Source organism: Thermatribacter velox (genome assembly GCF_038396615.1).
In the GTDB taxonomy this organism is placed as follows: domain Bacteria; phylum Atribacterota; class Atribacteria; order Atribacterales; family Thermatribacteraceae; genus Thermatribacter; species Thermatribacter velox.
The window spans coordinates 1,128,465-1,153,477 of record NZ_CP121689.1; the positions used below are offsets into that span (position 1 = coordinate 1,128,465).

21 protein-coding genes and 1 tRNA gene are annotated in these 25,013 nt (G+C 46.5%); 21 read left to right on the top strand and 1 reads right to left on the bottom strand.

The genetic code is table 11. The features are described from left to right. Positions 1–18 precede the first annotated feature (18 nt). The 10 genes from QBE54_RS05640 (at position 19) to QBE54_RS05685 (ending at position 11,591) form a co-directional block, all read left to right on the top strand. Positions 19–657, top strand: coding sequence for an MBL fold metallo-hydrolase (locus QBE54_RS05640; RefSeq protein WP_369019358.1), 639 nt, complete (start codon positions 19–21; stop codon positions 655–657). Positions 658–776: 119 nt separating this feature from the next. After that, positions 777–1,040 (top strand): (2Fe-2S) ferredoxin domain-containing protein, encoded by a 264-nt coding sequence (locus QBE54_RS05645; RefSeq protein ID WP_369019359.1) that lies wholly within the window; start codon positions 777–779, stop codon positions 1,038–1,040. Beyond that, the gene (locus QBE54_RS05650) at positions 1,027–2,748 is read left to right on the top strand and encodes a [Fe-Fe] hydrogenase large subunit C-terminal domain-containing protein (protein ID WP_369019360.1); all 1,722 of its coding nucleotides are present in this window, start codon (positions 1,027–1,029) and stop codon (positions 2,746–2,748) included. The genes QBE54_RS05645 and QBE54_RS05650 overlap by 14 nt, the downstream gene beginning before the upstream one ends. Then, the gene (locus QBE54_RS05655) at positions 2,748–3,902 is read left to right on the top strand and encodes a SpoIIE family protein phosphatase (protein WP_369019361.1); all 1,155 of its coding nucleotides are present in this window, start codon (positions 2,748–2,750) and stop codon (positions 3,900–3,902) included. The genes QBE54_RS05650 and QBE54_RS05655 overlap by 1 nt, the downstream gene beginning before the upstream one ends. A 30-nt stretch (positions 3,903–3,932) precedes the next feature. Beyond that, complete coding sequence (gene nuoE, locus QBE54_RS05660) at positions 3,933–4,439, top strand: NADH-quinone oxidoreductase subunit NuoE (protein WP_369019362.1); 507 nt, start codon at positions 3,933–3,935, stop codon at positions 4,437–4,439. Position 4,440: 1 nt separating this feature from the next. Further along, a complete protein-coding gene (nuoF, locus tag QBE54_RS05665; RefSeq protein ID WP_369019363.1) occupies positions 4,441–6,345 on the top strand; it encodes an NADH-quinone oxidoreductase subunit NuoF in 1,905 nt (634 codons plus the stop codon). Further along, entirely contained in the window at positions 6,338–8,371 is a 2,034-nt protein-coding gene (locus QBE54_RS05670; protein ID WP_369019364.1) for a [FeFe] hydrogenase, group A, read from the top strand. The genes nuoF and QBE54_RS05670 overlap by 8 nt, the downstream gene beginning before the upstream one ends. A 41-nt stretch (positions 8,372–8,412) precedes the next feature. Further along, positions 8,413–8,488: transfer RNA gene (locus tag QBE54_RS05675), tRNA-Ala, on the top strand. A 54-nt stretch (positions 8,489–8,542) separates the two neighbouring features. Next, positions 8,543–11,014, top strand: coding sequence for a leucine--tRNA ligase (leuS, locus tag QBE54_RS05680; RefSeq protein ID WP_369017237.1), 2,472 nt, complete (start codon positions 8,543–8,545; stop codon positions 11,012–11,014). A 7-nt stretch (positions 11,015–11,021) separates the two neighbouring features. After that, complete coding sequence (locus tag QBE54_RS05685; protein ID WP_369017238.1) at positions 11,022–11,591, top strand: helix-hairpin-helix domain-containing protein; 570 nt, start codon at positions 11,022–11,024, stop codon at positions 11,589–11,591. On the opposite strand, the gene QBE54_RS05690 is transcribed toward QBE54_RS05685, so the two are convergent. Beyond that, positions 11,588–12,031: an Asp23/Gls24 family envelope stress response protein gene (locus tag QBE54_RS05690; RefSeq protein WP_369017239.1), complete on the bottom strand. Its 444-nt coding sequence runs from the start codon at positions 12,029–12,031 to the stop codon at positions 11,588–11,590. The genes QBE54_RS05685 and QBE54_RS05690 overlap by 4 nt on opposite strands. A 139-nt stretch (positions 12,032–12,170) precedes the next feature. On the opposite strand from QBE54_RS05690, the gene rpsU reads away from it, so the two are divergent. The 11 genes from rpsU to ppdK are packed head-to-tail and all read left to right on the top strand — an operon-like array spanning position 12,171 to position 24,981. Then, positions 12,171–12,350 (top strand): 30S ribosomal protein S21, encoded by a 180-nt coding sequence (gene rpsU / locus QBE54_RS05695; protein ID WP_369017240.1) that lies wholly within the window; start codon positions 12,171–12,173, stop codon positions 12,348–12,350. Next, positions 12,347–12,805 carry a GatB/YqeY domain-containing protein gene (locus QBE54_RS05700; RefSeq protein WP_369017241.1) on the top strand — a complete coding sequence of 153 codons (459 nt, stop codon included), beginning with the start codon at positions 12,347–12,349 and terminating at the stop codon, positions 12,803–12,805. Before rpsU ends, QBE54_RS05700 begins: the two co-directional genes overlap by 4 nt. 24 nt (positions 12,806–12,829) lie before the next feature. Beyond that, complete coding sequence (locus QBE54_RS05705; RefSeq protein ID WP_369019401.1) at positions 12,830–13,804, top strand: PhoH family protein; 975 nt, start codon at positions 12,830–12,832, stop codon at positions 13,802–13,804. A 4-nt stretch (positions 13,805–13,808) separates the two neighbouring features. Then, positions 13,809–15,890 (top strand): HD family phosphohydrolase, encoded by a 2,082-nt coding sequence (locus QBE54_RS05710; protein ID WP_369017242.1) that lies wholly within the window; start codon positions 13,809–13,811, stop codon positions 15,888–15,890. Further along, positions 15,887–16,717: a cytidine deaminase gene (gene cdd, locus QBE54_RS05715; protein WP_369017243.1), complete on the top strand. Its 831-nt coding sequence runs from the start codon at positions 15,887–15,889 to the stop codon at positions 16,715–16,717. Before QBE54_RS05710 ends, cdd begins: the two co-directional genes overlap by 4 nt. A 21-nt stretch (positions 16,718–16,738) precedes the next feature. After that, entirely contained in the window at positions 16,739–17,623 is an 885-nt protein-coding gene (gene era / locus QBE54_RS05720; protein ID WP_369017244.1) for a GTPase Era, read from the top strand. Between the two features lie 12 nt (positions 17,624–17,635). Next, positions 17,636–18,433: a DNA repair protein RecO gene (gene recO, locus QBE54_RS05725; protein ID WP_369017245.1), complete on the top strand. Its 798-nt coding sequence runs from the start codon at positions 17,636–17,638 to the stop codon at positions 18,431–18,433. Positions 18,434–18,492: 59 nt separating this feature from the next. Further along, a complete protein-coding gene (glyQ, locus tag QBE54_RS05730) occupies positions 18,493–19,368 on the top strand; it encodes a glycine--tRNA ligase subunit alpha (protein WP_369017246.1) in 876 nt (291 codons plus the stop codon). 6 nt (positions 19,369–19,374) lie between these two features. Further along, positions 19,375–21,486, top strand: a complete 2,112-nt coding sequence (gene glyS, locus QBE54_RS05735; RefSeq protein ID WP_369017247.1) for a glycine--tRNA ligase subunit beta — start codon at positions 19,375–19,377, stop codon at positions 21,484–21,486. After that, on the top strand, positions 21,476–22,336 hold the full coding sequence (locus QBE54_RS05740) for a kinase/pyrophosphorylase (RefSeq protein WP_369017248.1): 861 nt from the start codon (positions 21,476–21,478) through the stop codon (positions 22,334–22,336). The genes glyS and QBE54_RS05740 overlap by 11 nt, the downstream gene beginning before the upstream one ends. Beyond that, positions 22,333–24,981, top strand: a complete 2,649-nt coding sequence (gene ppdK, locus QBE54_RS05745) for a pyruvate, phosphate dikinase (RefSeq protein WP_369017249.1) — start codon at positions 22,333–22,335, stop codon at positions 24,979–24,981. The genes QBE54_RS05740 and ppdK overlap by 4 nt, the downstream gene beginning before the upstream one ends. Positions 24,982–25,013: the final 32 nt, after the last annotated feature.

Below are 25,013 nucleotides of genomic sequence, written 5' to 3' on the forward strand. Positions count from 1 at the left end.
AAAGAGGAGGTGAAAAAGATGAAAATTACCTGGTTTGGTCATGCTTTTTTCCTGGCGGAGACTGCAGAAGGTATTCGCATAGCCTTTGACCCCTTTGATAGCAGCGTTGGTTATCCTCTTCCGGAAGTTACAGCTGACCTTGTTTGTGTGAGTCACGACCACTATGACCACAATAACGTTGCTCTGATTAAAGGGAATCCTCGCATAGTGAATCAAAGTGGAAGTATAAAATATAACGGAATCACCATTTCGGCCTTCAAAACCTTTCATGATGAAGAAAGAGGAAGAAAAAGAGGCGAAAACTTGGTGTACAGAGTCGAGGCAGATGGTATTGTGCTCTTACATCTTGGTGACCTGGGAGATATTCCACCTGCTGGCGAGATAGAAGCTTGGAAACCGGTGGATATCGTCTTTGTGCCAGTAGGGGGAGTGTATACCATCGATCATAACCAAGCGCACCGGTTAGTTACTCAAATCAACCCCCGTGTTATAGTGCCCATGCATTATAAAACACCATACCTTAGTTTTGCCCTTAACGCAGTTGACCCTTTCTTGAAATTATTTCCCAGGGTGCGCCGTTTTGAAACTTCCACCCTGGAAGTTACTAAGGAAAGTTTGCCTCAGCAGGAAGAAGTGTGGCTACCCAAAGTTCCTTAAAAAAAACCACAAAAACTTGCTAAGTGTGCATCAGGTTGGTAGAATATAGGGCTGTGCATTCTGGTTAAAAGCTTTAGAGTGAAAAGTGTCTAAATTTATTTTTGTCAAGGAGCGTGAAAATGTTCACGATTAGTGTTTGTGTGGGAAGTTCCTGCCACCTTAAGGGAGCTTACGAAATAATCAAGATATGCCAGGAGCTCCTCGAAAAACACCAGCTTGAGGGAAAAGTGGAGCTTAAAGGAACTTTCTGTTGCGGCAAGTGCAGTGAACAGGGAGTAACAGTAATCATCAATGGAGAAACACTGAGCGGTGTCTTGCCTTCCAATTTTGAAGAAGTTTTCCAAGAAAAAGTGTTGAAGGAAATCCAAAATGAGCGTCATTAAAACCGAGGTAACCAGCTGTCGGGATTGTTATAAGTGTGTGCGTCATTGCCCGGTCAAAGCCATCAGGGTGAGTATGGGCCATGCCGAGATAGTTGACGAGCGGTGCATTAAAGACGGACGCTGTTTGAACATTTGTCCTCAGGGAGCCAAAGTGGTGCGCAAGGACGTGGAGAAAGCAATTGCCCTTTTGAAAAATAAAGAAAAAGTGGTCGTGAGTCTTGCTCCTTCCTTTGTAGCTGCCTTTCCAGAAATAAGCCCTGGTCAACTGGTTAGTGGCTTGAAAAGACTGGGTTTCCAGGAAATCCGCGAAACGGCAGAAGGTGCAGAGTGGGTAGCTCTGGAGCATGCACTCCTGGTGCAAGAAAAGAAGGGGCCTTTTATTTCCAGCTCCTGTCCTGCAATTAACGCCCTAATCTACACCTATTACCCTCAGTACATTGATTACCTGGCTCCGGTGGTTTCGCCAATGATTGCTCATGCCAGGATTCTCAGGAAAGAACATTTCTCACAAGAAATAGGTGTAGTATTCATCGGGCCGTGCGTTGCCAAAAAAGCGGAGGCTGAAGAAGAGGAAGTGCTTGGAGAGGTGGACGTGGTACTCACTTTTCAGGAGCTCAGAGAATGGCTCCGGAGAGAAAAGATAGATCTGGCCTCTTTACCAGAAGAACCACTGAGTCAGTCTCGTATTAGTTGGGCAAGGGCTTTTCCGGTAGAAGGGGGGTTGTTGAAATCAGCATCGCTTGAGACAGATCTCCTTTCTGTAGAAAAGGTGGTTATAACTGGCATTGATCGGGCAAAAAGGTTTCTTGAGGAGTTTGAAAAGGAAAGCCCGGGATTGAAACTGGTCGAAATGATGTCTTGCGAGGGAGGTTGCATAGACGGACCAATGCTCGAATCCGGTCTCTCTCTGGTGGAAAGACGCAGAAAGGTAATTGATTTTGCCGAGCAGAAGCTGGTGCATATCGAAAGTAGCAATCAACAGGACCCTCAGAGTTTACCCAGCTTGCGCAGGACTTTCAAAGAGCGAACTATCCCGCGCCCTGTACCTCCGGAAGAGGAAATAAAAAAGATTCTTGCTCTAACCGGTAAGTTTACTCCCAAAGATGAACTTAACTGTGGAGCCTGCGGCTATAACACCTGTCGAGAAAAAGCTATAGCTGTGTATCAAGGTATGGCCGAAGCTGAAATGTGTATTCCTTTTATGCGGGCAAGGGCAGAGTCCTTCTCGAGTTTCCTAATGAGCGTGACCCCTAATGGCATAGTGCTCCTCGATGATAGCTTGAGAATAGTGGAAGTAAACCCCGCTTTTCGAAGGATGTTTCATCTGGAAGGGAAACTGGTAGTTGGTAAAAGAATAGATGCTTTGATGGACCCTTCCATTTTTGCGGAAGTGCTGCGCACTCATCGAGCAGTAATTAAGGAGTTTCATTTCCCACAATACGATGACCTTTATGCGAGAGTTTCTGTTTTTTATCTGGAGAAACCAAAGCTACTTATGAGTGTCATTGTTGATTTGAGTCGCGAAAAAGAACAGGAGAAAAAATTGGAAGAAATCAGGGAGAAAACCATAGAAAGAGCACAGCAGGTTATCAACAACCAGATGCGGGTGGCTCAGGAAATTGCCAGCCTCCTTGGAGAAACCACGGCAGAAACCAAGGTCCTTCTCAACGCTTTAATAAAAATTTTAAAAGGAGAGTCTGCAGAGTAGTGGAAGAGCTTTTTGTTGAAGTAGGATCGGCACAAATACCCAAGTATGGAGAAGAATTGTGTGGCGACAGTATTGCTTACCACAAAGGTCCCAAATCGACCATTATAGTCTGGTCAGATGGGTTGGGAAGTGGAGTAAAAGCGAGCATTCTGTCCACCCTTACCTCAAAAATTATTGTAACTATGCTCTGCGAAGAAACACCACTTGAAGAGGTGGTGCAAACCCTGGCTGACACCCTTCCCGTCTGCCGGGTCCGCAAAATTGCCTACAGCACTTTTTCGGTTTTGCATATCAAAAAAAATGGTGATACGCATCTGGTTGAATTTGACAACCCAGAAATTTTCTGGATTCGCAACGGCAGGCTTATGTACATCGAGCGCGTGGAAAGAAAAATGGGAAAAATGACCATACGGGAAGCGAACTTCCGTCTCCAGAAAGGTGACTGGATCATTGGTGTTAGCGATGGTGTAGTGCATGCAGGAATTGGTGGCAAGTGGAACCTGGGTTGGCAGTGGGAAAAGATCGCTTCATTTTTGGAGATAACTGTTACCCCTCATTTAAGTGCCTCTTCTCTTGCTCAGAGAGTTATCGACACCACCCTTAAGCTTTACGATGCCAAACCGGGCGACGATGCCACCTGCGTGGTTGCGAAAATTCGGTTGCCAAATCGAGTGGTTCTCTGGGCGGGTCCTCCAGAAAACCCCAGTTCCGACCCAGTGGTGTTTGAGAAGTTTATTACCTATCCAGGCAAAAAGGTGGTATGTGGAGGAACTACCGGAAACATTGTTTCTCGCTTCTTAGGGCGAGAAATTAAGGTAGACCTGGAGTCGCTGAGCCCGGAAATTCCCCCGGTGGGAATTCTGGAGGGGGTGGATCTGGTCACTGAAGGAGTATTGACTCTTTCTCGAGTACTGAAGCTTTTTAGGGAAAACGTGGATCCTGAAAAGTTGCTTTCGCACCAGGATGGAGCCAGTCGTCTATATCGCCTCCTGTGCGAAGCCGACGAGATAAAGATTATTGGAGGAAGAGCCATCAATCCAGCTCACCAGAATCCCAAGCTTTCCGGTGAGCTTTCTTTGAAAGTGCGCATTCTTGAAGAACTTGAAGAAGAACTTCGCAAACATGGAAAAATGGTCTCTTCTGAATTTTACTAAAGCTGAGTAATTAGGATGGAGGTGTGAAGAATGGAAAATAATACCGGGGCCACCACGCTGGAAAGGAGTTTTGAAAAGGTTAACGAAATTCTCAAAAAACACGGTTATCAACCCAGCAACCTCATCGCCATTTTGCAGGAAATCCAGGCAGAATACAGGTACCTTCCTGAAGAAATTCTGACCTATGTCGCTACGGCGCTTGGAGTGTCGCCAGCCTATGTTTATGGAGTGGCCACTTTCTATGCTCAGTTTTCTTTAACCCCCAAAGGAAAGCACATAATCCGGGTATGTGATGGCACAGCCTGTCACGTAAAAGGCTCCTCCCAGGTATTAAAGGTCATTCGCGAAACACTGGGCCTTGAAGAAGGTAAAGATACTACCGATGATTTGCTGTTCACTGTGGAAACTGTTGCCTGCGTGGGCGCTTGTGCCCTGGCTCCTGTAATTACCATAGACGACCAGGTTTATGGCCTGCTCGATGAGAAGAAAGTCCGAGAGATTATCGAAGCAATTCTCGAACAAGAGGGAGGTAAGTGAGATGCACTTCAAAGATCGAGCAGCTCTGGAAGGCTACATTGAGCAGCTCAAATCCAGACCTCAACCTCGTCGTGTCTTGGTGTGCATGGGAACTGGATGCTTAGCTAAAGGAGCCCAGAAGGTTTATCAGTCTTTTGTGGAGACCCTGCAACGCAAAGGGTTAAACGTTGAAGTGGATATGGATACCTCAGAGAGCTCAAGACATTTTGCGCTGTGCAGCACCGGATGCATGGGAATTTGCGAAACCGGGCCTCGAGTTCGTATAGAACCAGAAGGGATACAATACCTTCGCGTGTCCCCAGAAGATGTAGAAGAGATTGTTGAAGAGACCCTTGAAAAAGGCAACATTGTATATCGCCTGGTTCAACAGGAAACCATCAACGGAGAAACGCGATATTGGCCCCTGGTCAAGGACGATCCTTTTTATAGGAAACAGGTACGGGTCGTCCTACGCAATTGTGGTAGCATTGACCCGGAAAGCATAGATGAGTACCTTCGCAATGACGGGTATCGGGCGCTGGCCAAAGTAGTTACCTCGATGACCCCAGATGAGGTTATTGCAGAAGTGACCAAATCGGGATTGCGTGGTAGAGGTGGTGGAGGATTTCCCACTGGACGCAAATGGCAGTTCGCCCGCATGGTAAAAGCAGACTTGAAATACGTTGTCTGCAACGGTGATGAGGGTGACCCGGGTGCTTTCATGAACCGCTGTCTCATGGAAGGAGACCCCCATGCCGTACTCGAGGGACTGGCTATTGCTGGATACGCAATTGGAGCCCGGGAAGGATTCATCTACGTGCGCGCCGAATACCCCCTTGCGGTGAACCGGTTACGCAAAGCCATAGAGAGTGCCTATCAAGCAGGTCTTCTGGGAGAGAACATCCTGGGTAGTGATTTTAGCTTTGACATTCACATTAAAGAGGGTGCTGGAGCGTTTGTCTGTGGCGAGGAGACAGCACTCATTGCTTCCATAGAAGGGAAGAGAGGCATGCCCCGTCCCAGGCCTCCTTATCCTGCTCAGAGTGGCCTGTGGGGGAAGCCCACTATCATTAACAATGTGGAAACACTGGCAAACGTACCCCAAATCATCCTGAATGGCGCTGAATGGTTCCGCTCTTTCGGCACCCCGAGCAGCCCGGGAACCAAAACCTTTGCCTTAACCGGTAAGGTGAAGAATACGGGGCTTGTAGAGGTACCCATGGGCATTACCTTGCGCGAGCTAGTGTTTGAAGTAGGTGGTGGCATACCTGGCAATAAAAGTTTTAAAGCGGTGCAAATAGGAGGTCCTTCTGGAGGGTGTCTCACCGAAGCCCATCTTGACCTGCCCATTGATTATGATTCCCTGTGTAGCGCGGGAGCAATTATGGGCTCTGGAGGTCTGGTGGTGCTCGACGAAGACACCTGTATCGTTGAGGTTGCAAGATTCTTCATGTCTTTTACCCAAAGTGAATCCTGCGGTAAGTGTGTGCCCTGTCGCGAGGGGACCAAGCACCTTCTGGGTTTGCTCCAGAAAATCGTCAACGGCACAGCTTCAATGGAAGACCTGGAATTGCTCGAGGAAACGGCTCAGGTGGTTAAAGATGCCTCGCTTTGTGGCTTGGGTAAAACAGCTCCTAACCCGGTTTTAACCACTTTGCGCTACTTCAGAGATGAGTACATTGACCATATTGTGCATCGGATATGCCCGGCCCATGTCTGTCAGGCTATGAAAGAATACCGAATAGACCCGGAAAAATGCAAATCATGTGGCAAGTGTGCCCGAGTCTGTCCGGTCAAATGCATTTCCGGCCGCCCCCGGATTCCCTATGTGATAGATCAGGACCGTTGTATAAAATGTGGTTCATGCTTCGAAGCCTGTCCTTTCGATGCCATAACCGTTGAGTGGAGGAGGAAAAACCATGAATGAAAAGAGAGCGGTCATAATTGATGGCCAGGAAGTTCCTCTAAACGGTGAAAAGAATATTTTGGAAGTCGCCAAGAAAGCAAATATAGATATCCCTACCTTCTGTTATCACTCAGATCTGAGTGTGTATGGCGCTTGCCGTATGTGCATAGTGGAAGTTGAAGGAAGAGGTATTTTGCCAGCTTGTTCTACACCCCCGGAACCAGGAATGATAATTCACACCAATAGCTCTCGCATACTGAAAGCCCGAAAAATGAACATTGAATTTTACCTTGCCAACCATGAGCGAGACTGCACAACCTGCGAAAAAAATCTCAACTGCCGCCTCCAGGAAATGGCTTCTCGTATGGGTATCAGAGAAGTTCGCTTTGGCGAGAGAACCGAAAAAGTACCCCGGGATGTTTCCAGCTTCTCGCTGGTCCGCAATCCAAATCGGTGCATCCTCTGTGGAGATTGCGTGCGAACCTGTCAGGAAATAGAGGGTATCGGTGTCTATGATTTTTCCCATCGTGGTTCTCGCGCTACGGTTGAGCCTGCATTTGGAAAAAGCCTTGCTGAAGTAGAGTGTGTATACTGTGGTCAATGTGCCATTCGTTGCCCGACCGCCGCTTTGGTAGTGAAATCGGAAGTTGATGCTGCCTGGGAAGCGATTCTGGACCCTGATAAATTTGTGGTAGCTCAAATTGCACCAGCAGTAAGGGTTGCCATCGGCGAAGCCTTTGGTCTACCACCGGGCGAAATCACCACCGGAAAAATCGTTACCGCTTTGAAGAAAATAGGTTTTGACCGGGTATATGATACTTCTTTCAGTGCAGACCTCACCACTATAGAAGAAGCCGAAGAGTTTATCAAGCGTTTGCAAAAGAACGAGAGGTTGCCTCAGTTTACCTCTTGCTGTCCTTCCTGGGTACTTTTTGCAGAAAGAAATTATCCTTTCTACTTGGAACACCTCTCAACCGCCAGGTCTCCACAGCAGATGTTTGGCTCAGTAATCAAGAATTTCGTCGCCAAACAGGAAGGAATAGCACCAGAGCGTACGGTTTCTGTGTCCATAATGCCCTGTACATCGAAAAAATTTGAGGCCAGAAGACCAGAATTCAAAAATCAAAAGTATGCCGATGTCGATATTGTGCTTACTGCTCAGGAAACCATCCAGCTTATACGCTCGGCGAACATTGATTTCAATGAACTGGAGCCTCAACCTTTTGACGTACCCCTTGGAGCAGGAACCGGAGCTGGAGTTCTGTTTGGAGTAACCGGTGGAGTCACTGAAGCGGTGCTGCGCTATGCCTACGAAAGGCTGACCGGCGAGGAACTCAAGAAAGTGGAGTTCGAACAGGTGAGAGGCTTAGGAGCAGTCAGGGTAGCAGAAGTTGAATTCGGCACCAGAAAGGTAAAAGTAGCTATAGTACATGGCCTGGCTAATGCCCAGCGCTTGATTCAGGAAATACGCGCAGGAAAACGCTACTATGACTTTGTGGAAGTAATGAACTGTCCTGGAGGGTGCATTGGTGGTGGAGGCATGCCGTTGGGCTATCCTGATTATCCCGAAGTGTTGCGCAAGCGCGCTCAGGGTCTTTATCATGCTGACAGACTATCTCCAGTGCGTAAGCCTCAGGACAGCCCAACAATTAAGCTTCTCTATGAGCGCTGGCTTAAAGAACCCAACAGTGAAATTGCCGAAAGGTTTTTGCACACTCGTTTCTCTTCGCGTCGCAGGATAAGCAGGGAAATAATCCGCATTCAGGAGGCCAAAAGTGCTCAGAAAGTTGACGTTGCAATATGTGTGGGTACCAGCTGCTATCTCAAAGGGTCCTACAACCTGATTCAAGCTCTGGCTAACCTGGCTCGGGAGTACGAGGTGGAAGATAAGGTAAGCATTGGTGCTACCTTCTGCTTAGAAAAATGTGCTCAAGGACCTAACATAAGAATCAACGAGGAAATAGTTACCGGAGTTTCTGCAGAAAATTTAAGGAAAATATTTGAGGAAAAGGTTCTTTCTAAACTTCAGGAGTCATTGACGCATTAAGTATTTTTTCGTATAATAACAGCGCTTGTTAAGATGAATACGGGGCTGTGGCGCAGTTGGGAGCGCGTCTCCTTGGCGTGGAGAAGGTCACGGGTTCAAATCCCGTCAGCTCCACCAGAGTAAGAGCTCGTCCTGTGTGGGGCGAGCTTTTTTTTACAGGAGGTTCAGGAAGTGTCTAATTTTTACCCTTTCGAAGAGATAGAAAAAAAGTGGCAGAAAGCGTGGGAAGAACAGAGAATATTTGAAACCACAGAAGATCCCGGTCGAAAGAAATTTTACGTTCTTGAAATGTTTCCCTATCCTTCCGGTGACCCCCACATGGGGCACGTGAAAAATTACGTTATTGGAGATGTCATTGCCCGTTATTTTATACGGAAAGGCTATAATGTGTTGCACCCCATGGGTTTTGATGCTTTTGGGTTGCCTGCCGAAAATGCAGCCATACAGCACGGCATTCATCCTGCAGTATGGACTTATGAAAAAATCGATCGCATGCGAGAAGTTCTGAAGCAACTGGGTATAACTTACGATTGGAGAAGAGAAGTTATCACTTGTGATCCTGGGTACTACAAGTTTACCCAGTGGTTCTTCCTGCAGTTCTACAAAAATGGGCTTGCCTATAAAAAAGAAGGACCGGTCAACTGGTGTCCTTCTTGTGCTACTGTGCTTGCCAACGAGCAGGTTGTGGATGGTGCTTGTGAGCGCTGTGGTACTCCGGTAGAAAAGAAGCTATTGAACCAGTGGTACTTCCGGATAACCAAATATGCTGAAGCATTACTTGAGGAGATGAAGCTTCTTGGAAACTGGCCGGAAAGAGTGCTTACTATGCAGCGTAACTGGATAGGAAAGAGCGAGGGAGCAAATATCGATTTCTTTCAACCCGATTTAGGGGAGAAAATAACCGTTTTCACCACCCGGCCAGACACCATTTTTGGCGTTACCTTTTTCGTGCTGGCACCCGAGCATCCTCTTGTAGAACGATTGGTTAGGGGCACTCCAAAGGAGGAGGAAGTTCGCAAATTCAAAGAACGAATAAGTAAAAAAAGTGAAATCGAACGCACATCCGACCTTTCTGATAAGGAAGGCCTTGCTCTTGAAAAAGACGTCGTCCACCCCATTACCGGTCAGAGAATTCCCATCTGGGTTGCCGATTACGTGCTGCTTGAGTACGGTAGCGGAGCGGTGATGGGAGTACCAGCCCATGATGAGCGTGATTTTGCCTTTGCCAAAAAATACGGTTTACCGATCATACCGGTCATTCAGCCTCCAAATGGTGATTGGGACGGTGAATGTTACTCCGGGGACGGAATAATGATCAATTCAGGTGCTTTTTCGGGATTGCCTTCTGAAGAAGGTAAGAAGAAAATAATTGCCTTCCTTAAAGAGCAGGGGCTGGGTGATGCGGCAGTTAGTTATCGCTTGAGAGACTGGCTTATTTCCCGACAGCGCTACTGGGGAGCACCGATACCGATTATCTACTGCGAACAATGCGGAGAGGTGCCAGTTCCTGAAAAAGATTTACCAGTGTTGCTTCCGGAAAACGTGGATTTTCGACCTACTGGACCTTCGCCCCTGGCCCTTTGTGAGAGTTTTGTGAATACCACCTGCCCGCAGTGTGGAGGCCCAGCCCGTCGAGAAACAGATACCATGGACACTTTTGTATGTTCATCCTGGTATTATCTGCGCTACTGTTCTCCATGGGAAAAAGATAGGCCTTTTAATCCGGAGCATGTGCGTTACTGGATGCCTGTTGACCAGTATATAGGGGGAGTGGAGCATGCCATTCTCCATCTCCTGTATTCCCGATTCTTTGTAAAGGTTCTTAACGACCTGGGTCTTGTTCCTTTCCGGGAACCCTTCACCAACCTGTTTGCTCAAGGTATGGTGACCAAAGACGGAGCCAAAATGTCCAAGTCTAAGGGTAACACAGTCAGTCCTCGGGAAATTATCCAGAAGTATGGTACCGATACGGTGCGTCTATTTATTCTTTTTGCTGGTCCGCCCGAGCTTGATATGGAATGGTCAGACCAGGGGGTAGAAGGAGCATTCCGTTTCCTAAATCGTGTTTGGAACATCGCCAGGGAAATAATGGATATGCAGAGTGACCAGCAAGTCCCGATTGACGAGAATTGGATGAAAAACCTGGAGCGAAAGGTGCATCAGACTATATTCAGGGTAGACCGGGACACCAGAGAAAGATTCCATTTTAATACCGCAATCAGCGCCATTATGGAGCTGGTGAATGAGCTGTCTGAATCTCTTCGTTTTTTGAGCGAAAAAGGTGCTCATCCAGAGGAAAAGAACCTTATGACGTGGGCCCTGAAGCAACTGGTTTCTGTTTTGAACCCCTTTGCGCCTCATCTCAGCGAAGAAATATGGTCACTTCTTGGAGAAAAGAGCTTTCTTTCTCTGGCTCCGTGGCCAGAATATGATGCTGAAAAAATGTTGACTGAAACAGTAACCATCGTGGTTCAGATAAACGGCAAGGTGAGAAGCAAGATTGAAGCCAGCCGTGATGCTTCAAAGGAAGCAGTACTCGAGCAAGCGCTGAGAGACGATAAAGTTCAAAACTGGCTCGACCAGAAAAAGATCCAAAAGGTGATATATGTTCCCAACAAGCTAATTAATCTGGTAGTTCGCTGAAAACCACATGAATTTCAACGAAAAACTGGTCGTTATTATTTTGGGAATCTTACTTATTGCTTTGTTCGGCATCTGGTGGTATCAGCAGGATGCGCCATCCGACCAGGCAGAGGTTCATCAAATAATAGTGCAGATAGAAGGTGCGGTGCTCAATCCCGGTGTGTATAAAGTAGCTGAGGGCACCCGCCTATTTGAGCTGATAGAATTAGCTGGAGGAGCACAGCAAGGAGCGTACTTGCAAAATCTGAATTTAGCAGCGCCCCTTTACGATGGACAGAAAGTGATTGTTGCTTTTGCTCTTCAAGAGGAGAAAGAAAACGCAAAAAACCTTCCTCTCACTCCGGCTCTCGACCATCCTGAAACAAGCCTAAAGGACGTAAAGGGAAATTTGGTCAACATTAACCTGGCCGCTGCCGCAGAGCTTGAAACCCTGCCCGGGATAGGACCAGTAATAGCGCAACGCATCGTTGAGTACCGCGAACAACATGGCCCCTTTCACTCTCTGGACGAACTCGCCCAGGTTAAAGGTATTGGACCTAAGAAACTTGAAAAGCTTCAAGACCTGGTTTGCTTCTAACCCTGACTTTCAACAGATTCTTCCTTCTCTGGATAGGTGACTTCTCTTACATTGATGTCAATGCGGTTTACCTTCATGCCGGTTTTGGATTCGATGACCTGTTTAACTTCTTGCTGCACTTTCCGAGCAACTTCGATAATGGTAGCACCGATATCCACAGCAATGGAAATCTCCAGGTTGACGGATTTTTCCTTAACATCGACTTTTACACCCTTGTTAAGCTCTCTTTTGCCAATCAAAGTACTCAATGATGCTTGTGGCAGACCAGCCATGCCTGTTACCCCGGGCACCTTCATAGTGGTAATGGCTGCCAAAGTAGCAATGATTTCTGGAGCGATGGTGATTTCCCCCAGAACTTCCTCAGATCCAGCCTGGTTGGGTTGAGTCTCCATATTTTGATTGCTTTGGTCAACAGGGAATTCCTGGTATTCCTCATTCATAGAACTTACCCCCTTTGCATAGCTTTTCCATATAATATATTATCACTTTGGCTCCTGGTAGGTGCAGCACAGGCCAAAATTGACAGAGGTTTCTTAATTTTCTATAATGTTTTTACTTTTTGACAAGGGAGGAATTGTAGTGACCGAGATCAAGGTTGGTCAGGGAGAAAGCATTGACGAAGCTTTGAGAAGGTTTAAGCGAAAGTGCCAGCGCAATGGTATCATTTCTGAAATGAAAAGAAGAGAGTTCTATGAAAAGCCAAGTGAAAAAAAGAGAAAAAGAGCTCAGGCTGCAGCACGGAGGAAAAAGCGTCGGTGAGTTCAAATATCTCTCTGAAAGAGAAGTTAAACACAAGCATGAAAGTGGCCCTCAAAGAGGGCGATAGAATACGCCTTGATACTGTACGGCTTCTCCTTGCTGAGATCAAAAACAAGCAGATAGAGAAGAGAACCGACGATCTCGAGGAATCAGAGATTATAGCATTGCTTAGAAAAGAGATTAAAAAAAGGAAAGAATCGCTGGAATATTTTGAAAAAGCACAACGTAAAGATTTAATAGAGAAAACGAAGCGGGAAATAGAAGTAATCGAATCGTTTTTACCTCCTCAGCTCGCCGAAGAGGAAATACGCCAAATCGCTGAAAGCATCATCCAAAAGCAAGAGAACATTTCTTTCGGAGAGGCTATGAAGGCTGTTATGAAAGAATTGCAGGACAGAGCTGAAGGCAAAAAAGTGGCTCAGATAGTTCGGGATATTCTGGGGGAGCGTGGTTAAAAAAACTTGCGTAGTCAGCGTTACGTGAACGAGGCGCGCTTGCGAATAGACGATCTCTCAAACCTTAAAAAGCTTTTTGGTGGTTTTGATGCCAACGTTTCTTTAATAGAAGAAGTTTTCGATGTTGAGATTTCGGTGGCCGAGGATTCAATAGTTATCAAGGGTAAGCAAAATGGTTCCTCGGCCCAACTTGCTTTAAAATTTCTCGAAGAATTGATCCAGCTTTTTCAGGAAGGGTTGGAAGTGGAGTACCGGGATCTCCAGAAGATGGCCCTGGCCTTCAAGGCTGATCGCAACGCGTGGTGGAAAAATGAGGCTGGGGAAACTATTTTAGTAACCGCTTACAACAAACCCATCAGACCTAAAACTCCAGGACAGGTAAAATATGTCCAGGCAGTGAGAAAGGCGGAAATAACCTTTTGTATAGGCCCAGCCGGCACTGGAAAGACATATCTTGCTATGGCCATGGCCTGCGCGGCACTGCAACGAAAAGAAGTGAGCCGCATTGTTCTGGTCAGGCCGGCGGTTGAAGCAGGTGAAAGCTTGGGCTTTCTCCCCGGGGACCTTAAAGAAAAAATTGAGCCCTATCTCAGACCCCTGTATGATGCACTATATGAAATGCTTTCTCCAGAAAGATTTCAGAAATTCAGCGACCGGGGAACTATCGAAGTAGCGCCTCTTGCCTACATGCGAGGACGAACTCTTAATGATTCATTCATTGTTCTCGATGAGGCTCAAAATACCACAGCCGAGCAAATGAAGATGTTCCTGACCCGGATGGGCTTTGGTTCAAAAGTCGTGGTTACTGGAGACATCACACAAATCGACCTTCCGGCTGGCAAAACTTCTGGTCTGGTTCTGGTGCAGCATATCTTAAAAGATATTGAAGGTATCGAGTTTATATATCTTTCCGAACGTGACGTAGTTCGCCACCACCTGGTCCAAAAGATTATTCTTGCTTATGAACAATTTGAAAAAAAAGCTTCTTCAAAAAAGTAGCATCTTGAGTTTTATTAAACACAACCTACCTCTTATTGCCAAAGCAATACCCCTTTCCTCTCTGATTTATGCTCTGGTGCTCTTTGCGGTTCTTTGGATTCCTGGTTATCTTGCCAGCACCAACCTCTATCCCGGTAAAGTGCTCATTCAAGACATCGTTGCTCCCACTGACCTGGAAATAGTGGATGTGGAGGGAACGCGAAAACTTCGGGAGAAAATGGCTTCCAGCATATCGCCAAGATATCTGGTAGATCAAGGAACAGTGCAAGAAATACAGGAAGAAGTTGCTTCTTTTTTTGCGGAACTGGAAACACTGCGTCAAACTCCATTGCCAGAATTACAGCAGGAGCAGAGTAGGTTTATAGAGAGGTGGAAAATCACCCCGGGTGTTTTGGAATGGTTCATGGAAACACCACTTCCAACTTATACTGCTTCGAAAACGATTTTCCTGGAACTTTTAAACGAGGCGTTATCCAGGCCGATAGCTTCGGAAAACCTGGAAGATGTGCTGTGGCAATTAAACTCTCGACTGGAAGAAAACGAACTCCCTGAGGAAGGCAAAAGAGCCCTGAGTTTTCTGGCCTTTCGTTTTTTGAAGCCCACGGCTGTTCTGGATGTTGAGACTATGCAGAGGGAGAGACAGGAAATCATCAGTCAGGTGGAGCCGGTCAAAAGAATTATTCCCCGGGGCGAGATTCTCATTCCCAAAGGAAGTGTATTGACCCAGCAGGATGTAGAAATGCTTCGTTCTCTGGGCTTGGGCAACTGGCAGAGAAGCTTCAGTGGGCTGTTAACACTCTCGGTCCTGATAATTATTTGCTGTACAGCAGAGTTTTTCTATTTGAAGAACTTCACCCCTTCTGTGCTGGCCAAGAAAGACCTTCTCTGGATCCGCATCCTAATTGTGGCCAGCGTGATAGGTCTGAATACTTTTTCTACCCGGATTTCTCCCTACTTTGTGCTGCTTCCCATAATTTCTTTTGTCCTTTGTACGCTGTTGGGTAGAGAAGCAGCTTTTGGAGAGGTCATTGTTCTTTTTCCGCTCCTTCTTTGGAGTAGTCACTTTTATTTTATACAGGGTTCTTATTCATACCTTAACCTGCTCTTGCCCATTTTTTTGCTACCCACCAAAATATCCCGGCGGGATTTAATCAGAACAGGTTTTCTGATGGCGTTCATCAACGTTCTCCTGGTGACCCTTTTTGCCTATTATGAAGAAAAGCAAGTGCTTACTCTGCTTGGAAACACCTTGTTTGGATTGATAAGCGGGATTGGTTCTTCGGTTCTGGCTCTGGGAGCCGTGGCTTTTCTGGAAAGCACTTTTCACGTGGCTTCCGATTTCCGCCTGCTGGAACTCGTCAATCCTACCCATCCCCTGCTTCGTCGGCTTATGATAGAAGCCCCGGGTACTTACAACCACAGTATTATGGTGGCCAACCTTGCCGAAGCTGCAGCGGAAGAAATTGGCGCTGATCCCCTTCTGGCCAGAGCCGGTGCTTACTATCACGACATTGGTAAGTTGAAGAGACCTTACTTTTTCATCGAAAACCAGATGGGAGGGAGAAACATACATAACCGTCTTAATCCTAATCTGAGTGCACTGGCCATACAGAATCACGTGAAGGACGGAGTAGAGGTCGCTCGAGAATATCATCTTCCGCCGGAAATCATAGAGATCATCAGGCGTCATCATGGAAGGACGCTTATGCGCTATTTCTATGAGAAAGCCCTTCGGGAGCGAAACGATACCGTTATGGAAGAAGAATTTCGTTATCCGGGTCCTCTTCCTCGCACTCCGGAAGAAGTCCTGGTTTTTCTTGCCGACAGCGTTGAGGCAGCGGTCAGGGGAATACGTAACCCCACACCGAGCAAGATTGAAACTGCGGTTGAGAATATTTTTCAGAATTATCTCAAGGATGGACAGCTGGACGAAGCGGATCTGACACTCAAAGACCTACGTAAGATAGTAAGGACTTTTGTTCTGGTTTTGATTGGAACCTTTCATACTCGCTTGCCTTATCCTGAGGTTGCGAATACAGGTTCTTCAGATGAAGAAGCACAAGCTGAGGCAGGGATAGAACAGTGAAAGCCAGCCAAATACGAATTGTGGAATGCGGTGAATTCAATCTCCAAAGGGGTGTTATTTTAAAAAGAAAATTTGAAAAGCTGTTGCAACTGGTTTTGAAGGGAGAAAGAAGAGATCTTTCGGGAATTTTGAATTTAGTTCTGGTTGACACAGAAAAAATGCGGGAGTTAAAGGAACGTTTCTTTGGCAAGAGAGAATCTTCAGATGTCATGTCTTTTTTTTATGGAGAGGAAGAAGACCAGACGTGGGGAGAAGTGATTATTTGTATCCCTGTAGCCCTTGAACAGGCAAAAGTAGCAGGCAATTCTATCGATGATGAAATAAGCCTGTTATTCATACACGGACTTTTGCATTGTTTGGGTTATGACGATCAGGAACCCCAGGACTTGCAAGTCATGAGCGAGAAACAGGAACACTATCTCAACGCTTTTAAAAAATACCTGCTTTTTGAGAAACTAATCAATAAAGCTTTAAAACAGCTTGATTTATCGTATGCGCCGTACTCGGGTTACAGGGTAGCTTCCGCCTTGCTTTGTACAGACGGGACGATAGTAACTGGTGTGAATGTGGAGAATGCTTCCTTTGGGCTGAGCATCTGTGCCGAAAGAGTAGCAGTAAGCAAGGCAGTATCCATGGGAAAGCGCGACTTTGAAGCCATTGCCATCGTTTCTGAAAAAAGGGACTTTTGCTATCCCTGTGGTGCGTGCCTTCAGGTTCTAACTGAATTCTCACCAGGAATAAAAGTCCTGGTAGCTCGCTCCAGCGAAGATTTCAAGGTCTTAGGCCTGGAAGAGCTCTTGCCCCACTCTTTTTCTTTGAAACAATAAACACTGGAATGGAGGAAAATTATGAGTTTTAAATCCGGTTTTGTGACCATTTTAGGAAGACCCAACGTGGGCAAGTCCACTTTCCTAAACAAAGTGGTGGGACAAAAGGTAGCCATCGTTTCCCCCAAACCTCAAACCACCAGGAAATCTATTAAGGGCATCCTCAATCGTCCGGACAGTCAGATCATTTTCGTTGACACCCCAGGCTTGCATGACCCGGTGGATAGCCTGGGTGAGTTCATGATCAAAGAGATACAGGAAGCACTGGAAGGCATAGATCTCCTTCTTTATATGACCACCCCGGAGGAGGGCTGGAAAGAGGATGTTCGTTACCTGGAACAAATAAAGAATTTTACCAATCCTAAATTTCTGGTGATTAACAAAAAAGACCTGGCCACTGAAGAAAAAATTATGGAAATTGTCGGTTTCCTTTCCCGTCACACTCCTTTTGCTGAGTCAATGGCAATTTCGGCTTTGACAGGGGAGGGTGTTTCAGAATTACTTGAGAAAGTAGTAAACTACCTCCCCGAAGGAGAACCCTATTATGAGCCTGGCATAGTTTCCGATGTTTATGAACGGGAAATAGTGGCCGAGATAATACGGGAAAAAATCTGGTGGAATGTTCATCAGGAAGTGCCCTATGGTGTAGAGGTTAGAGTTGAGGAATTTAAAGACAGAGGAGAAGTCATTTATATTCAGGCTACCATCTATGTTGAAAGGGATTCCCACAAAAAAATTATCATCGGCGAAGGAGGCAGAATGATCAAGAAAATTGGTCAGGAAGCGCGGGAGGAAATCGAATACAACTGGGGCAAAAAAGTATACCTGGACCTCTGGGTCAAAACCGAAAAGTCCTGGCGTAAACGCCCTGAGGTATTGAGGCGCTGGGGCTACAAAGTGAAGTAAAAACGTTTTTTTATGCTTCGAGGTTATATTAAAGATTCTGGTATCGTGATTAAACAATTTGATGTAGGTGAGATAGACCGCATCGTTGTGGTATTCACCAAAGAGATGGGCAAAATACAAGTAATGGCTAAGGGAGCCAGAAAAGTAGGCAATCGCCTGGGTGGTGCTCTTGACAAATTTGTACTTTCGGAGTTTCTGTTTTATGCGGGTCGTTCTTTGCCGGTGGTGGTGCAGGCAGAAATCAAAAGGTCGTTCCGAATGCTTGCTCGATCTTTTGAAAAATGGCTTCTGGGCAACTATATCCTGTATCTCATTGACCAGGCCATTGAGGGAGGAAGCCAGCAGGAAAGGCTTTTTGGAGAAGTGCTGAAGATTTTTGCGTTTGCAGATGGCAGTCCCCCTGAGGCGGTTCGCAGGGGTGTCCTGAAATTCAAATTGGTTTTGCTTAAATGTCTGGGGTTACAGCCTCGGCTAACCAGCTGTGCAGTGTGCAACCGGGAAGGCAAGACGTTCAGTTGCTGGAGCCATGCTGAAGGAGGTGTTATGTGCGGAAGTTGCGCCTCAAAACCTGAACTGGCCAAAAGCTGTGTTTCTATATCACAGGATATGCCTTCAATCTGGTTGCATCTTCTCCATCTCCCTTATTCCTCGCTTTCCAAGTTAAAACTTACTGGTGACCAGTTTTTTCATCTGGACGAGCTTAGTTCTCAATATTTTTCACATCACTTAAATAAAGACACCTGGAGTATCGAAGCCTTCCTTGCCAGGTATCCTGAAAAACCCACAGCAAGTGAATCAGAGAGAAGTTGACAGTCAGTATTTCTGTTGATATAGTTTACTTCTGGTGGTTTTCGGAAGGAGCTGAAAAGATGTATTTTCAGGACATCATTCTTAATCTTAGCAATTTCTGGAAGCAAAAAGGTTGTGTTATTCAACAGCCCTATGACATCGAAGTTGGGGCCGGCACCATGAACCCGGCTACCTTTTTGAGGGTGCTGGGCCCTGAACCCTGGAAAGTGGCTTACTGCGAACCCTCTCGCCGCCCCACCGATGGCCGTTACGGGGAAAATCCCAATCGTCTTTATGAGCATTATCAGTTTCAGGTAATCATTAAACCCTCTCCAGCTGAGATTCAGGAGTGGTATCTGGAAAGCCTTTTCAGTCTTGGAATCAATCCCCTGGAGCATGACATTCGCTTCGTAGAAGACAACTGGGAATCTCCCACCCTCGGAGCTTGGGGATTGGGTTGGGAAGTGTGGCTTGATGGTATGGAAATAACCCAGTTTACCTATTTCCAGCAGGCAGGAGGAATAGACCTCAAGCCCATTTCTGTGGAAATAACCTATGGTCTGGAAAGAATAGCCATGTACCTTCAGGAAAAAGATAACGTATTCGAGGTTTTGTGGAACCCCCACTTTACCTATGGAGACATTCGCCTCCAGGAAGAAAAGGAGCACTCCGTGTATAGCTTTGACGAGAGTGATCCAGACCTGCTCTTTCAACTCTTTGAGCTCTATGAAAGAGAAGCAGCAAGATTGGTGGAGAAGCAGCTTGTCCTGCCTGCTTACGATTATGTTCTTAAGTGTTCTCATGTATTTAATCTTCTTGAAGCGCGAGGAGGCATAAGCGTCATCGAGCGTAGCCAGTATATGGCCCGTATTAGGAAGTTGGCCAACCGATGTGCACTGGAGTACCTGAGAATGAGGGAAGAAGCGGAATTCCCTTGGACAAAAAAGGAGTTGTAGGAGAAGATGAGTTCTTCTGGGAAAACTCTCCTGGTGGAAGTTGGCATGGAAGAACTTCCCTCGAGCCTTAAAGAGGAGGTTTTCGAGAAATTCGAGGAAGTCTTCCTGGATGTTTTGAGGTCAGAACAGATTATTTTTGGTGAACATAAAGTATTAGGTACCCCAAGGCGGGTTACCATCCTCTTGCATGGAGTGGAAGAGTTTCAAAGAAAACAGGTTCTGGAGGTAAAAGGCCCTCCTAAAAAAGTGGCCCTTTCGCCAGAAGGGGAGTGGCTGAAACCCGCTTTACTTTTTGCACAAGCTCAGGGAGTGGAACCCAGCTCTCTGTTTATTAAAGAAGCCGAGCGAGGAACTTACGTGTTTGCGCGCAAAGAGATTCCGGGCAAGGCGATTAAGGAAATTCTTCCTCAGGTTCTTAAGAAAGCGCTTTCGTGTCTCCAGTTTTCGCGTTCCATGCGCTGGGGCGAAGGAAACGTCGCCTTTGTGCGTCCTATACGATGGTTAGTTGCGCTTCTTGATGATGAAGAAATCGTTTTTGAATTTGCAGACATAACTTCCTCCAAGTTTAGTAGGGGACATCGGTTTCTTTGCCCTGGCAAAGTGGCCATTTCCAGTGCAGAAACCTATCTGGATACCCTTCGTAAAGCTTTTGTAATAGCCGATCCTCAAGAAAGAAGGGCGAAAATAGAGGAGCTCTTGACTTCCTGTGCTCAGGAAGAAGGCATATTTTGGTTGAGAGATGAAAACCTTTTAGAAGAAGTAAACTTTCTGGTAGAATATCCTGGAGTAGGAGTAGGGCGCTTTGAGGAAAAGTATCTTACCCTACCTTCAAAGGTATTGATAACAGTTATGAAACATCACCAGCGCTACTTTGCCTGTACGGATGAGAGGGGCAACCTCTCTCCTCATTTTATGGTGGTTTTGAACCGACCTGCTGATGGAAGCGAAATCATAATCAAAGGCAACGAAAGAGTCTTAAGGGCCAGACTCGAAGACGCTCTCTTTTTCTTTCATGAAGATCGAAGGAGCTCTCTTTCTGATAAAGTCGACAAATTAAAAGGTGTTGTCTTTCAGGAATCGCTGGGTACCATGTGGGAAAAGACTCAGCGCCTAATTCAGCTGAGCAGGTACTTGGCTCAGAAACTCCATGTTGGCAAGGAAAAAGCACAGTTCTTAGAGCGAGCTGCTTTTCTTGCCAAAGCAGACCTGGCCTGTGAAATGGTCAAGGAATTTCCTGAACTCCAGGGTTACATGGGTCGGGTTTATGCCCAGGAAGATGGGGAAGCTGAAGAAGTTGCGCTGGCTATTGAAGAACAGTACTTTTCTCCATCAGAGGGAAATTATCCCAAAACGCTGGTTGGAAGCGTTTTGAGTCTAGTTGACCGGGTGGACACCATTGTTTCGAGCTTTGCCTTAGAGCGTATTCCCAGTGGTTCTGAAGATCCTTTGGGTCTCAGAAGACTGGCCCAGGGCCTTATTGGCCTCATAATAAATAAGTGCTGGTTTTTAGGTATTAAAGAGCTCATTCGCGAAAATCTCTCTCTGATTGCAGAACAGGGTTTTGTGTCTTTTGACGAAGCCGTGGTGGAAAAGGTACTGGCCTTTTTGCTAACCCGTTTGCGCACCTTCCTTTTGGAACAGGGTATCAATTACTCAATCATCAATGCAGTGTTGGGTATTCCAATCGACGATATTTACGAGGTTTACCTTCGAGCTTCAGCCTTGCAAAAGCTCTGGGATGCTGAGAAGAGTGTTTTAGAAGCAGTTTTGACTGGTTTCACTCGCGCTTACAACATAAGTAAAAATTTTGACGGAAGCGCAAATGTGGACGAACAACTCTTACAAGAGGAAATTGAGAGAGAGTTTTATCAGTCTCTTTTGCGCTTTGAAAAAAATTTTGAAAGCTCTCTGAAGGAAGGGAATTACCAAAAATTGTTTGAAGATTTCTATACTTTGGTTCCTGTCCTGGACCGGTTTTTTGAAAAAGTCCTGGTTATGGCTCCTGAGGAAGCGATACGCAAAAACCGACTTGCGCTGATGAAAAAAATAGTTCTTTTATGGCATCGGTTTGCGGATTTATCCCAGGTGGTTATTCAGGAGGAAAACGGTGGAAGTTAAAAAGGAAACGACCTCGAGAGACGATTTTAACATTTTTGTAATATCCGATGGCACCGGTAAAACAGCTCTCTCGGTGGTGCAGGCAGCACTGGTGCAGTTTGAGTTACCCCGGGTGAACATTTTACCCTTCACCAAGGTTCGCCACTGGGAGACCATAGAAAACATTCTGGACATGGTGAGAATCCAAGACCTCGTGGTGTATACGCTGGTCAACGAAGAAATGGCCAGCCGGCTCCGCGCTGAAAGTGTAAACCGCGGTATTTTTGCACTGGACCTTTTGGGTCCCATTGTGGAAGCTTTGAAAAAAGCCAGTGCTCGTCAACCGAGGGGCAAACCAGGCCTCTTCCAGAGCCTTGAGGAAACTCCCAGCCACGCTGAAGCTCTGGAGTATTCGATGGAAAAGAGTACCGGCTTCAGTATTTCCAATCTTGACAAGGCTGATGTAATCGTCTTCAGCGTGTGGTATCCCCATCGGGATGAAATTACTCTCATGCTTGCAGAAAAGGGATTGAAGTGTGGATTTATCCTTCTCAACCCTGATTTACCGCTTCCTTACGATCTCGAGGAGGTGATTAGAGAAAGTTGTAAGAAAGGCGTTGTCCCGGTAGGTATTTGGATAAATGAAATGGACCTGAGCAGGGTTAGAGCAGAGAGAATCAACGCTCTGGGCCTGGACAGGCTCAGCAGGAAAGCACAACCTGAAGTAGTAAAAAAAGAACTGGATTTCGCCATGACGATATATAAAAAGCTGGGTTGTGAGATTATTGACATAACCAATTTGACTACCAGAGAAATCAGCGAGAAAATAGCAAATCTTATTAACAATAAAAAGAAGGAGGAAGCATCATGAACAAAAAGAAATACGTTTACTTTTTTGGCGAAGGAGACGCTTCAATGAAGATGCTCCTGGGTGGTAAGGGAGCCAATCTTGCTGAAATGACCCGCATCGGCCTGCCGGTGCCACCAGGGTTTACCATTACCACTGAGGCCTGCGCCCACTATTACAAGAACAACGAGCAGTGGCCAGAAGGGCTTGAAGAGGAAATCCTGGCTAATCTTAAACAACTTGAGGAAAAAAGCGGTAAGAAGTTTGGCGATCCCAACAATCCGCTTTTGGTTTCGGTCCGTTCTGGAGCACCCGTTTCCATGCCAGGCATGATGGACACTATCCTCAATTTGGGGCTTAATGACGAGGTGGTAGAAGGCCTGGCTAAGTTGACCGGGGACAAGCGCTTCGCCTACGACTGCTATCGGCGATTCATTCAGATGTTCGGCAACGTGGTTATGGGCATTGACCATTCCAAATTCGAAGCCATCCTCGACGAAGTTAAGGAAGAAGTAGGAGCTAAGCTGGATACTGATTTAGATGCTGAAGCTCTTAAAAAGGTAATCCAGAAATACAAAGAACTCTATAAAAAAGAAACCGGAGAAGACTTCCCTCAAGAACCTTATGAACAGCTCAAAAGAGCCATCAATGCCGTGTTTGAGTCCTGGAACAACAAGCGTGCAATCACTTACCGCAAAATTCATGGCATTCCTGACGATTGGGGAACTGCAGTAAATGTTCAGATGATGGTGTTTGGAAACATGGGCTTTGATTCTGGAACCGGTGTTGGATTCACCCGTAACCCTTCTACCGGAGAGAAAGAATACTACGGCGAGTATCTTCTCAATGCTCAGGGTGAGGACGTTGTTGCTGGCATCAGGACGCCCAAACCAATCGTGGAGATGGAAAAGGAGCTTCCCAAAGCTTTTGAAGAGCTAAAAAAGGTTTATGAAATTCTTGAAAAGCACTACAAAGATATGCAGGACTTTGAGTTCACTATCGAGAAGGGTAAATTATACCTTCTTCAAACTCGAACCGGTAAGCGAACTGCTCAGGCAGCAATCAAAATCGCTGTGGATATGGTCAAAGAGGGACTCATCGACAAGAAGACTGCTATTTTGAGAGTAGACCCCAACCAGCTGAACCAGCTTCTGCATCCCCAGATTGACCGCAGTCAGCCAATCCAAGTACTTGCTAAAGGGCTTCCCGCATCACCTGGTGCTGCATACGGTAAGGTAGTGTTTGACGCTGATGAAGCCGAAAAGCTGGGTAACGAGGGTGAAAAGGTCATCCTGGTCAGACCTGAAACCACTCCCGATGATATTCACGGCGTAGTTGCTGCTCAAGGTGTTCTGACCAGCCGTGGAGGTATGACCAGCCATGCTGCAGTGGTAGCTCGCGGAATGGGTAAACCCTGTGTTGCCGGCTGTGAAGCAATCAAAATTGATCTCGACAAGAAGCAGTTCACCGTAAACAGCACAGTAGTGAAAGAGGGTGATTACATCACCATAGACGGTGGAACTGGAGAAGTTATCCTGGGTCAGGTAAAGACCATTCCACCTCAGCTTTCTGGAGATTTCCAGACTCTCCTTTCCTGGGCTGACGAAGTGAGAAAACTGGGAGTGCGTGCTAACGCTGATACACCTCAGGACGCTCAGAAAGCACTGGAGTTTGGAGCAGAGGGTATTGGACTCTGCCGTACAGAGCATATGTTCATGGCTCCAGACCGGCTTCCCAGCGTGCAGAGAATGATCATGGCTCAGAATGAAGAAGAGCGCAGAAAAGCACTCAGTGAGATAGAACCTATGCAGAAGGGCGACTTCAAGGAGATTTTCCGCATTATGGAAGGGAAACCGGTAACCATCCGCTTGATCGATCCTCCTTTGCATGAGTTCTTGCCCAAGCTCGAGGATCTGCTGGTGGAAGTGACCACCCTTCGCGTCAAGGGAGTAACCGGTCCTGAACTCGAAGAAAAAGAAAATCTGCTTAAAATAGTCCGCAACCTCCACGAAGCCAACCCAATGCTTGGTTTGCGCGGATGCCGCCTGGGCATTCTCTATCCGGAAATCGTTGAAATGCAGGTTCGGGCAATTATGGAAGCAGCCTGCGAACTGACAAAAGAAGGCATTAAAGTAATTCCGGAAATCATGATTCCGCTGGTTGGCCACCGAAATGAAATTAAAGTTCTTAAGGAGAAGCTGGATGAAGTTGCCCAGGCCGTCATCAAGGAATATGGCGTGGATGTTAGCTATAGCTTCGGAACCATGATCGAGGTACCTCGAGCGGCACTGGTTGCAGACCAGATTGCTGAATACGCCGAGTTCTTCTCCTTTGGAACTAACGACCTGACTCAGATGACCTTTGGTTACAGCAGAGACGATGCTGAAGGTAAGTTCCTCTTCTACTATGAAGAGAAAGGAATTCTCGAAGAAGATCCCTTCCAGGTTCTGGACCAGGAAGGCGTCGGCCAGCTGATGCAGATGGGTGTCCAGAAAGGAAGAAGTACTCGTTCTAACCTGAAGTGTGGTATCTGTGGTGAGCATGGTGGAGAACCCAAATCAGTTAAGTTCTGTCACAAAATAGGCCTTAACTATGTCAGTTGTTCACCATTCCGGGTACCTATTGCTCGTCTGGCAGCGGCACAGGCTGCAATTGAAGCAGAGAAGTAACAATTCAAAGCTTCAAATTCCTGAACCGGGGG

Excerpts from the sequence above, each read along its gene's own strand:
- QBE54_RS05650 (WP_369019360.1), top strand. The coding sequence starts at position 1,027 with ATGAGCGTCATTAAAACCGAGGTAACCAGCTGTCGGGATTGTTATAAG.
- nuoF (WP_369019363.1), top strand. The coding sequence starts at position 4,441 with ATGCACTTCAAAGATCGAGCAGCTCTGGAAGGCTACATTGAGCAGCTC.
- recO (WP_369017245.1), top strand. The coding sequence starts at position 17,636 with ATGCTTCGAGGTTATATTAAAGATTCTGGTATCGTGATTAAACAATTT.
- nuoE (WP_369019362.1), top strand. The coding sequence starts at position 3,933 with ATGGAAAATAATACCGGGGCCACCACGCTGGAAAGGAGTTTTGAAAAG.
- QBE54_RS05670 (WP_369019364.1), top strand. The coding sequence starts at position 6,338 with ATGAATGAAAAGAGAGCGGTCATAATTGATGGCCAGGAAGTTCCTCTA.
- QBE54_RS05690 (WP_369017239.1), bottom strand. The coding sequence starts at position 12,031 with ATGAATGAGGAATACCAGGAATTCCCTGTTGACCAAAGCAATCAAAAT.
- QBE54_RS05645 (WP_369019359.1), top strand. The coding sequence starts at position 777 with ATGTTCACGATTAGTGTTTGTGTGGGAAGTTCCTGCCACCTTAAGGGA.
- QBE54_RS05640 (WP_369019358.1), top strand. The coding sequence starts at position 19 with ATGAAAATTACCTGGTTTGGTCATGCTTTTTTCCTGGCGGAGACTGCA.
- glyQ (WP_369017246.1), top strand. The coding sequence starts at position 18,493 with ATGTATTTTCAGGACATCATTCTTAATCTTAGCAATTTCTGGAAGCAA.
- glyS (WP_369017247.1), top strand. The coding sequence starts at position 19,375 with ATGAGTTCTTCTGGGAAAACTCTCCTGGTGGAAGTTGGCATGGAAGAA.
- era (WP_369017244.1), top strand. The coding sequence starts at position 16,739 with ATGAGTTTTAAATCCGGTTTTGTGACCATTTTAGGAAGACCCAACGTG.
- QBE54_RS05685 (WP_369017238.1), top strand. The coding sequence starts at position 11,022 with ATGAATTTCAACGAAAAACTGGTCGTTATTATTTTGGGAATCTTACTT.
- ppdK (WP_369017249.1), top strand. The coding sequence starts at position 22,333 with ATGAACAAAAAGAAATACGTTTACTTTTTTGGCGAAGGAGACGCTTCA.